Origin of the sequence: Pedobacter sp. UBA5917 (assembly GCF_002432345.1) — a bacterium.
Taxonomy (GTDB): domain Bacteria; phylum Bacteroidota; class Bacteroidia; order Sphingobacteriales; family Sphingobacteriaceae; genus Pedobacter.
The window spans coordinates 1-3,897 of record NZ_DJDT01000184.1; the positions used below are offsets into that span (position 1 = coordinate 1).

Annotated in this window: 2 protein-coding genes; both read left to right on the top strand. The window is 41.5% G+C overall.

From position 1 onward, the window contains the following. The first annotated feature begins 413 nt into the window (after positions 1–413). Positions 414–1,391 carry a FecR family protein gene (locus B2V92_RS12085; protein ID WP_293308229.1) on the top strand — a complete coding sequence of 326 codons (978 nt, stop codon included), beginning with the start codon at positions 414–416 and terminating at the stop codon, positions 1,389–1,391. Positions 1,392–1,508: 117 nt separating this feature from the next. After that, positions 1,509–3,897 (top strand): TonB-dependent receptor (locus B2V92_RS12090; protein WP_293308231.1); only part of this gene is annotated, 2,389 nt, incomplete at its 3' end.

A 3,897-nucleotide genomic window follows, 5' to 3' on the forward strand; every position in this document is an offset into this window, starting at 1 on the left:
AAGCGCTTTGGGTACTTTGGCGCCCCAAAATGCGCAGCATTCTTGAACACAATTAAAAACAACATTAACTGTGAAAAACTACCACGCCCCCGCGGCATAGGAGCGGAAAAAAAATCTTCATTTGTATCTAGATGGTAGGATGTTAAATTACATTAGGTGACGACTGTGAGTTAAAAGTTTCCGAAGGAGACTTTTAACTAATACTAGTAATCGACCCCATGTTGAGTCATTATTCTTTATCAGGCATGTGCAGTTCAGTTTGATACTTCCTTCTACATCATTTTATCCAGAAAAAACAAACCCAAATACTAAGTTTAAAAGAAAATAAAATTTATTTTTTTCAGAGCTACCCTAAGTACCCTACTCAGGTTGTATTTATAAATAGTACGCCCATACACTGGGCTATTATTAATATGGATAGTAATAGAATAAAAGATTTACACCGCCGTTACCTCACCCGCGAACTTTCTGCCAAAGAGTTACAGGAGTTTTTTGTCCTGCTCGGCCAGGAAGATAATATCGAAATGGCTGATATGGATGAGATTTCAAGGGAATTTCCAACGGAATTAAGTCCTAAAAGCGATATCGTTGGCCGGATCATGGATAAACAGCATAAAACAAGCTTATCTGTTCTCTTTTTCAAAAGAGCGGTGGCAGCCGTATTTGCATTTATAGTGCTTGCTGCTGCATACCAAACTTACCAGCATTACCGCTTTATTGAAGATACCCAAACATTTTTAACCGTAAAAGTACCGCAGCGCAAAATGACAGAACTTACACTGGCAGACGGGACAAAGGTTTCGTTAACTTCTGGTTCGGTGTTTAAATATCCAAAATCTTTTTCCAAAACAGACCGGCAGGTATTTCTGATTGAAGGTCAGGCTTATTTCGACGTTGCCCACGATAAAACCAAACCTTTCCATGTAAACTCAGGAAAACTTACCACAACCGCACTGGGAACTTCATTTATAATCAAACATTATAAAGATTATGGTTACGAAAAAGTAAGCCTTTACACCGGTAAGGTTAAAATCCTGCGCAATGGCGTTAACGCTCCCGAAGTGATTTTGAACCCCGGACAGGAATTCGATTACCACAACGGCACACTGAGCACGGTAATGGGTTTCGACAATTCAAAAGATCCACTGAACAAAGGTGTACTTGATTTTAACCGTACCCCTTTCCGCGATGCGGTATATAGCCTTGCATCCTTTTATGGCGTAAAAATCCGATTTAACGAAGACCAATTTAAGGATTTCAGCATCAGTGGCGATTTTGGGGGTAGTTCTATTACCGAGGTACTTCATTCGCTCGAGTTCATTTATCCATTTAAAGTAACCAAAACAGATTCTCTAACTTATAACCTGATGCGTATAGAAAAAAGAAAATAGAAAGCAGAACCAGATAAAAAAAGGAAAACGCCGCGGTCAGGCAGCGCTTTCTTAATAAACCGGAATCCGGTAAAAATGTAAACCACATCACAAAATGTAATGCAGCAACCCAAAATTATGATTTTTAATTTACCCTTTACACTAAATTTAAGAATACGAAATACTTCTTACCTATTTATTATATTCTTCATCCTATTAAATACCCCGGTTTTTGCCCAGGCAAGGGAAGTTAAAAATAAAGACACTTACAAAACGATCAATAGTCCGGTAACCATGGAATATGCGCAGGTTGGCGCCATTAAAATCCTGGAGGAACTAAAAGCACAGACCCGTTATAATTTTGTATACAACCCAAACGACCTGGAGAAAGTAACGGTAAAAAACATCAGTTACAGAAAAGAAGCACTGGGAACCGTACTGGAAAACCTTACCACTTTTGGGATGGATTTTTCCTTATCAGGAGGTTCTATCTTTGTAAAATACACAAAACCAGCTATTGAAAAAAAACAGCAAACCGGGCGCATTTCCGGTAAGGTTGTAGATGATAAGGGAGAAACACTTCCGGGTGCTTCTATCAAAATCATCGGACTGAACAGGGTGGTTCAGAGCAGTGTAGATGGCAGCTACGAATTTAACGTACCGCAGGGAACTTACACCATTGAGGTAAGTTATATCTCTTTCCAAACCAAACGCATTGATGGAATAGTGGTAAAAGCAGGAGCGTTAACCAAACTCGATGTAGTTTTAAATGTATCATCAAGTGCTTTAAAAGATGTGGTGATACAGTCGTCATATAAAAAAGAATCCATTAACGGACTGTATGCACAACAGAAAAACAATGCATCGATTACAGATGGTATATCGGCCGAGCAGATTTCGCGCACACCCGACAATAACCTTGGCCAGGTATTAAAACGGATCAGCGGGATAACCACCATTGATACCCGTTATGTAGTAGTGCGCGGGATGACCGAACGTTACAACCAGGCCATGCTGGATGGGGTAATTATCCCGAGTACGGATATGAACCGGAGGAATTTTTCTTTTGATGTAGTGCCCCAGGAACTGGTAAGCAGTGTGGTGGTAAATAAAACGGCCAGTGCAGATATGTCGTCTGAATTTTCGGGCGGTCAGATCCTGATCAACACCCTGGATATCCCCGAGCAGAATTTTAACTCCTTCACGGTGGGTACCGGTTTTAATACCCGCACCACCGGTAAAGACTTTGTAAGTCTTGGCGGCAGGGGCAAATACGATTTTTTAGGCTTTGACGATGGCAGAAGAAACACACCGATGGATCTGCAATCCTGGACCCAGCCCGATCAAAGTGCACCTATCCCCGCATATGCAATACCACAATCTAAGCGTTTCCAGAGCGAAGCACTTAAAGCTTATGTAAGCAATGCAACACTGAACCAAAATTACCGCTTTTCACTCGGAAGATTATACCAGCTAAAGGAAGGCTTGAAATTCGGCTTTTCGGGAGGGCTCACCTACCGCAACACACAGGAAACCAACCCATTCGAAACCATACGTAATGCAGGCCTTACCAATGTAAGCGGTACACCGATTGATTCTACTTCGTTGCGTAGCGAGGGTAATCTGTACAAGTTTAACACCACGCTGGGTGCTGTATTAAACATAGGTATACAGAGCGAAAAATTTAAACTGGCCTCTAAAAACTATTACTCGCATGTATATAACGAAACCATGCAGGATGCCATTAGGATTGAACCCGAAAACAGCAACTTTAAATTCAGGGAATTACTTACCGTTCCGGAGTATACCACAGTTTATCAAAATAAATTAGAAGGCGAAAACCTGGTTTTTTCGAAAGGATTAAAATTTAACTGGAGCGCCGCACGTACAAATATCAGTCAGGATATTAAAGATATGCGCAGGTTAAGGTATGCTAAAACAGCCACCTTTGATGGAGTTGATTATTACGATACTCCACAGGCGAATGGCTTCAGTGATGCTTTAGGGCTTTATGATTACCGTTTATCTACCCGTTTAAACGAAACAGACTACAACTGGACCGCCAGCCTGAGCCAGCCTTTTGATTTTTTGAAAGATAAAAGTGTGGTTAAAATAGGTTATGCAGGCTGGCATAAAAAACGTGCGTTAAATTCGGCACAGGTGCAGATTATCAGACAGGATCAGAGTGTTAAATTAACTGGCCGTTACGAAGATATTATGGCACCCAACCGCATTGGGGCATCTGCCGACTCTGCTTTTTATTTTGCTGATGCCGGGAGAAACGGCACGCAGTATACCGGTACCTCAAAATATCATTCGGCCTATATAATGCTCGATCAGCGCTTTTTCCAGAAACTGAGATTGGTTTATGGCGTGAGGGCCGAAAACTTTAACCTGGCCAACCAGCAGCAACAGTTTCTGCGCGCCCCCAATTACGATGGTTTCGAGAAAGTAAATCCTTTTATCACTGGCGAAAAAAACTGGCGTTTCCTGCCATCGGTTAATGCTACCTATAGCCTTAACGAGC

What these genes read in the sequence shown, in the direction of transcription:
- B2V92_RS12085 (WP_293308229.1), top strand. Translation starts at nt 414, where the DNA reads ATGGATAGTAATAGAATAAAAGATTTACACCGCCGTTACCTCACCCGC.